This window comes from Paenibacillus sp. 7541 (genome assembly GCF_002276395.1).
In the GTDB taxonomy this organism is placed as follows: Bacteria; Bacillota; Bacilli; order Paenibacillales; family Paenibacillaceae; genus Paenibacillus_AQ; species Paenibacillus_AQ campinasensis.
In genome coordinates, this window is sequence record NZ_NQLZ01000042.1 from 1 (window position 1) to 6,462 (window position 6,462).

6 protein-coding genes and 1 other annotated feature are annotated in these 6,462 nt (G+C 50.7%); of the genes, 2 read left to right on the plus strand and 4 right to left on the minus strand.

Annotated elements, in window-relative coordinates; genetic code table 11:
* The first annotated feature begins 226 nt into the window (after positions 1-226).
* Both CHH75_RS21745 and CHH75_RS21750 read left to right on the plus strand, forming a co-directional pair.
* Entirely contained in the window at positions 227-997 is a 771-nt protein-coding gene (locus CHH75_RS21745; protein ID WP_095399140.1) for a class I SAM-dependent methyltransferase, read from the plus strand.
* A 56-nt stretch (positions 998-1,053) separates the two neighbouring features.
* Positions 1,054-1,275, plus strand: a binding site (T-box leader).
* 76 nt (positions 1,276-1,351) lie between these two features.
* The gene (locus tag CHH75_RS21750) at positions 1,352-3,214 is read left to right on the plus strand and encodes an arginine--tRNA ligase (protein ID WP_095399141.1); all 1,863 of its coding nucleotides are present in this window, start codon (positions 1,352-1,354) and stop codon (positions 3,212-3,214) included.
* A gap of 63 nt (positions 3,215-3,277) precedes the next feature.
* Here CHH75_RS21750 and CHH75_RS21755 read toward each other — a convergent pair whose 3' ends face one another.
* The 4 genes from CHH75_RS21755 to CHH75_RS21770 form a co-directional block, all read right to left on the minus strand.
* Positions 3,278-3,718 (minus strand): hypothetical protein, encoded by a 441-nt coding sequence (locus CHH75_RS21755; RefSeq protein ID WP_095266971.1) that lies wholly within the window; start codon positions 3,716-3,718, stop codon positions 3,278-3,280.
* Positions 3,719-3,932: 214 nt separating this feature from the next.
* A complete protein-coding gene (locus CHH75_RS21760) occupies positions 3,933-5,168 on the minus strand; it encodes an MFS transporter (RefSeq protein WP_095399142.1) in 1,236 nt (411 codons plus the stop codon).
* A 52-nt stretch (positions 5,169-5,220) separates the two neighbouring features.
* Positions 5,221-5,721 carry a MarR family winged helix-turn-helix transcriptional regulator gene (locus CHH75_RS21765; RefSeq protein ID WP_255223094.1) on the minus strand — a complete coding sequence of 167 codons (501 nt, stop codon included), beginning with the start codon at positions 5,719-5,721 and terminating at the stop codon, positions 5,221-5,223.
* Between the two features lie 205 nt (positions 5,722-5,926).
* On the minus strand, positions 5,927-6,274 hold the full coding sequence (locus tag CHH75_RS21770) for a DUF4181 domain-containing protein (RefSeq protein ID WP_095399143.1): 348 nt from the start codon (positions 6,272-6,274) through the stop codon (positions 5,927-5,929).
* Positions 6,275-6,462: the final 188 nt, after the last annotated feature.

Consider the following 6,462-nt stretch of genomic DNA (forward strand, 5'->3'; position numbering starts at 1 on the left):
AAGCACCGCCTAATTGGCGGTGTTTTTTGCGTCCCGTGGGGATGAGAACCCCAAGATGGGGTTCGTCGGAGCATCCGCTTCGGTAGCGCTGCTTCGCAGTCGGCCGTACGGCCGTATCCTATTTTTTATAGGTTAAAACTATAAGGTCGATTGATATTATATATTTCCGATTATAAGAAAAAGATGCCACAATAACGACAACACCAAATATAAAGGAGTCTTGTCCATGGCCAGAAGCCAGATTTGGAAGCCTGAGCAGTATGACAGCCACATGTCTTTTAACACAGTGTACGGAAAGGATGTTATCTCGCTGCTTGCACCGAAAGAGGGAGAGCGAATTTTGGACCTCGGATGCGGGACCGGTACCCTGACAAGCGAAATCGCAGCTGCCGGAGCGCAGGTAACCGGGATGGACAACTCCGCGGAAATGCTTCAGCAAGCCAGAGCAAACTACCCGAACATCCCTTTTATCAAAGGCAATGCCGAGCAGTTCCAGACCAGCATCCGCTATGATGCGGTATTCTCCAACGCAGCTCTGCACTGGGTACAAGATGCATCCGGAGCTTTACATTCGATATACGGGGCGCTTGAACCAGGCGGGCGGTTTGTTGCCGAGTTTGGCGGCAAGGGCAATATTGAAGAGATCTATCAGGCGATCAAAACCGTGCTCGCAGACGATTACGGAATCGATGCCGATAGCCGAAACCCATGGTACTATCCCAGCCCTGGCGAATATGCAGCACAATTGGAAATGGCAGGCTTTCGGGTGAACGCCCTATTCTATTTTGACCGTCCGACTAAACTGGTTGGCGGTGAAGAGGGAATCCTCGTGTGGCTGAAACAGTTCGGAGACAGCTTCTTCACCGATTTCTCTGTGAAAGAGCGGCATCAAGCATTCCAACGGATCAGCGAGATCGCTAAAGCCCATCTGTGGCATGCGGATAGCTACTACGGTGATTACAAGCGGCTCAGAATAGCTGCTGTTAAACCCCATTAGAAACGGGCTGTTGATTTTTCACGGAGATTGGTTATAATTATGAAAAACTTGAGCACGACATTTCTATGATTGGGAGAGTAGTCGCCAGCCTTAGTCCAAGCGAGCCGGAGCAGGTGGGAACCGGTACAAGACTGTCGATGAAGCGGGCCCAGGAGATGGTCTTCCGAACTATGTGGTAGGAAGTCCCGGCTTACCCCGTTACAGGTTATTGAAGCGGTCAGACACAGCTCGTGTCTGACAACAAGAGTGGTACCGCGAGCATAGCCCTCGTCTCTTAGGAGATGGGGGCTTTTTTGCATGGATGCGGACGCTCCTCAGGATCGACATTTTATCTAGACATAGGAGGATATTACAATGCTGAGTCAATGGATCATCCGTGAACTGGAGCAAGCGCTGGACCAAGTATGCCTCGCTGCCGGCACAGCACGACCGGAGTCGGTCATCGCCCGGATCGAGCAGCCCGCGAACATCGAGCATGGAGATTATTCCACCAATATCGCCATGCAGCTTGCCAAGCATCTGCGTCAGGCTCCGCTGCACATCGCCGAGGCGATCAAGAACGAATTAAACAAACAGGACGCCTTCAAACATGTAATACATACGATCGACATCGCCGCCCCCGGCTTCATCAACCTGCGTATCAATTGGCGCGCCTGGGCAGACATGAGTTTTGCGCTGCCAGCCACAGCGGATGAGAAGGTGGTCATCGAACACACCTCCATCAATCCCAACAAGTCCGCCCATATCGGCCATTTAAGAAACGCCTGTATCGGCGACACGCTCGTCCGCCTGATGAAAAAAGCCGGGTACCGTGTCGAGGCCCACAATTATATCGATGATCTCGGCAACCAGTTGGCCGACACCGTGGTCGGTTTGCTGCATACGCCGCTGGCGAAAGCGCATAGCCGGTTCGGGGATTACTGCTGGGACATCTACTCCCTGACTAACAAAGCATATGACACGACGCCGGAGCTTGCACAGAAAAGAACCGAGGTGCTTCACGAGCTCGAAGAAGGCAACGGCAACCTTGCCTGGATGGGCCTGCTTGTTGCGGAACGAATCGTGAAAGAACATCTTGAGGAAATGAAACAATTCGGCATCCACTATGACCTGCTGGTATGGGAAAGCAGCATTGTCCGCGAGGGCTTCTGGTCCTCTGCCTTCGAGCAGCTAAAGCACACCCCGAACTTCTACCAGGAGCAGACAGGCAAGCTGGCCGGCTGCTGGGTACTGAAGCAGGAAGTCGAGGCAAACAGTGAATCTCCGGAGTCAGAGTTCAGCGCTGAGAAGGTGCTGGTGCGTTCCAATGGGATTTTGACATACACCGCCAAGGACATCGCTTATCATCTCTGGAAGTTCGGCCTGATCAACAAAGACTTTATGTATCAAAAATTTACGGGAGACGTGTGGAGCACGGGCCGTCACGGGAATCCACACAGCTTCGGTAAAGCCGATATCGTCATCAATGTCATCGATTATCGTCAGCAATATCCGCAGGCGATGGTCAAGCAGGCACTCGAAAGTCTGGGCTATGCGGAGCAGGCTGAGAAGCTGCATCATGTCAGCTACGGCGTCGTCTCTCTCAGCCCTTCGGCAGCAGCCGACCTCGGAATCGATGTCTCGGATGGAAAATCTTCTTACGCGATGTCCGGCAGACAAGGCGTCGGCATTAAAATCGCCCATCTGATCGATCAGATGGAGCAGGTCATCGAGACGAGCCGCTCGGACAAAAACGGCCTGTCCAGCAGAGAAATCGCCATCGCTTCGATTCGCTACTACCTGCTTCGCTTCGCCCTGCAAACGGAAGTCGTATTCGATATGAAGCAAGCATCGGAAATTTCGGGCAACACCGGCGTCTACCTGCTCTATTCCTATGCCCGCTCGCTCAGCGTATTGAACAAAGCGCATCAATCCGGAGTCACCCCAGCCTTGCCTGAGACGTTCCCTGAACTTGAACAGGCTGAGCATGCACTTCTTCGCCATATGAGCACATGGCAGGATACCCTGCATACGGCAAGCCGGGAGCTTGCGCCTAACATGATATGCAATTACGCTTATGAGCTGGCTTCCCTGTTCAATAATTTCTATGCTGCATGCCCGATTCTGAAAGCTGACGGCGATGTGCTTCAGCTCCGTCTCTGGCTGACCGCCCGCTTCAAGGACACGTTGGCCGAAGCCTTGGACGTGCTTGGAATGCCCACCCCTAGCCGGATGTAAATATAAGAAAAAAGAAAAGCCGTCCCATTCCGTTTCAGGAATCGGGCGGCTTCTGTCATCTATTTATTGAAGGCCTCTGACCGTCAGCTTCACCTTAAATCCGCCAGGAGCAGCTTCTTCATCGAGCAGCCAGTTGACCGCAAGCGCCGTTTTCAGACGGGTCAGCTGATTTTCTTGAAGATGAAGCCCTTCAATCACCCCTTCACCGACCGTAAAATCCGTCTCCGAGCTGATGCCAAAGGACTCCTCCAGCCACATTTTCAAGCCGTTGCGCGTGTTGAATGTAATCTGATAGCCATCCGTAATGGCTTTCTCCAGATCCTCACCATGCTCCTTCGCGTAAGGAATCCATTCATCATAATGAAAATGCTCCGCCTCTGCGGCAGCCAATTGGGCCAGATCTTCTGAACGAACAGCCTCAAGCAGTTCATCCGACGTCAGGCCGGATTTACGCGCATGCTCCAATAGAATCGCCGTGCGCTGTGAGATTTTGACTAGCGACATACGTATGTACTCCTCTCCCTGATATAATAATTTCGAATTTCTACTATATAAATATAAAGCTATAAGGCATTCAAATATTGATTCTACCCTAATATCTTTCCGGGGCATAGGCATGCTTTGACAGTCATCGTGTAAAAATATTGCAAAGCTCGTGGAAAACACGAAAAAACCGCCACAAAGGGCGGTTGACAAGCAATGAGTCCTGTATTTATGGTCAATACTCTTTTGGAGATCTCGCTTGGCGTGCTGCTGATACCAGCATGCCGAGCAGATAGATGATGATGAACAAGCCCATGAATCCAGCGGAATAACGATACATGACAGCATAGTCCGTAGCGGAAGCGATCGCTCCCAGAAGCACCGCCCCGATGGCTACGCCAAAGTCGGTGGAATTGTAGAACATACTGTTGGCCGCGCCATACTGCTCAGGCGAACTGCGGCGGATCATCCAGGCTTGAATCGTTGGCTGAATCGCACCAAAGCCAAGGCCATAGAGCAAAGCCGACACGATCAGCATCCCGAGTGTCGTTGTAAAAGAGAGAACCACCATGCTGGCGACAACCATTGCAGCAGCGGGAATCAGAACGGCCGCATGCCCCCTGCTGTCAAAAATTCGGCCGGATATCGGACGGATCACAATAATGGTAATCGCGTTGAACAGGAAAAACAGGCCTACCTGCGGCAGATGGACAATCTCTCCATAGAGCGCAATGAAGCTTAGCAAACCGCTGTAGGTGATCGCCAAAATCACATTTAATAACGCCGGGAACAAAAGCTTGCGGTTAAAGCCGCGGGCTTCTCCATCTCCTTCCTGCTTCTGTTCCATGGCTGCGTCTGCCCTCGCCTTATCCCGCGCTGAACTTCGGGAAGAAGGCGGCAAGGCCCGCGTCAGCAAGAGAAGGGGAAGCATCATCAGGACGACAGCGGAACCTGCCAGCGTCAGGGTACCGAAACCAAACTCCCCCATGACGTTTAAACCGATCATCGGACCAACGGACATGGCCATACTGGTCGATAATCCGAAATAACCGATGCCTTCCCCCATCCGCCGCAGCGGAATCATCTGGGATACCAGCGTGGGCAGAATCGTACTGGCAATGCCGAAGCCAATGCCATACCCCACGCGAATGATCAGCAGCCCCTCGACAGAACCGGGCAGGCTGCTCAGCGCTGTTGCTGCTGCTGAAATGATCAGACCGATGAACAGCAGACGGTTCGAAGACATCCGCTTGAGCAGTACCGCAGCCATAAAGCGCGTGGCAATAGCCGAAGCGGCAAAGACGCTGGTGACCAGACTGACCTGCAGGTCCGTGGCGGATAGCTCATTTTTGACATAAGAGGAAAACGAGGACAACAACATGTGCAAATTTAAAAACAACAAAAAAGAAGAGACCGTTAACGAAATAAACGATCCCGTCCATAATGGCTCACGCTTAGTATTCGATTGCATTACATTTCTCCCACTCTCTACGATCTATATCATCTCTAAATAGTTGCAAAAACTACGATTCCCGCCGCTCCAGCTGCTCCCCGATATGCCGATGGATTCGATCCAGCAGGTCTAGCAGAATGCGATACTCTTCATCAGACATGCAGCGCTTCACTTCGTCCGTGATCCCTTTCTCGATGGGCAGCGTTTCCCGGATGAGCGCCTTCCCGCGTTCCGTGCTGAACACGACAAACGATCTCCTGTCCTGCTTGCCTGTCTCTTTGTAAATCAAACCCTTGCTCTCCAGAAGGTCGAGAATTCGCGTCGTGGTTGGTTTGTCCTTGCCGCAGCGATCCGCAATCTCTTTCTGAATCAACCCCTCAGCCTGATCGATCTGATAAAGGACGGACCACTGCTCCGGCGTAACATCATAGTCCTTGATCCGATGCTGCAGCAAAGCAGCGATTCTCCGGTAAGTCATGCCCATGATGAAGCCGACCGCCAATTCCTGCTCGCGATGCTCGTTCGTCATATAAAACTCCGTTCCTTCCTGCATTTTAATGATCACCATCATTATAGTTGTTGAAGCAATTATATTCAAGCTAACTATTATTGTCAAAAGGACATCACGCAACACTATCATTTACTCCTGCTGGTCATTGGCGCATGCATCGACTCGACGAGGACTTGGATCTCCGCTTCCTAATGCCATAAAAAAACCGCACAATTGTGCGGTTTTTTACTGTACTTGGCGTTTTGTTATATATGGCGAATCTTAATCACTGGAACTGTATAAAAACGTAAAGAATTGTACCAATGACAGATAAGGCCATCATCGATAGAGAAATCATATGCTTTTGAGAACTGCGAATGTATCTCCATTCGAATAGGGCTCGGACACCGAACACTAGGGCAAGTAATACACCTACCCAAACATAATGATAAGGAGGTTCTTTAACATAAATAGCTGACAAAATGATTACAATTGCTGCAATAACGAAGAACCACCTGTACGGGACAATACCATCCGTGTCTGATATCTTCTCGTCTGTTTTTCGGATCGTTATATCCAGAATCAGTTGAATAACAGCGGCCAGAAATAATACAACAGTGAAATGATAATGCATTAGAACTCATCCACCTTCTTTTACCATTTATTCAACTATACTACAATGATAAATCGTTTTCCATGATCAACAGACATAAGCACCACACTCGATGTTTTGACATAGATTTGATCCTCTTCGGCCCCAAGCGCCTAGGATCAGCTACTCCCTGAACCAAAGGGATAATGATGCTAGAGGGGCGGTGCCCC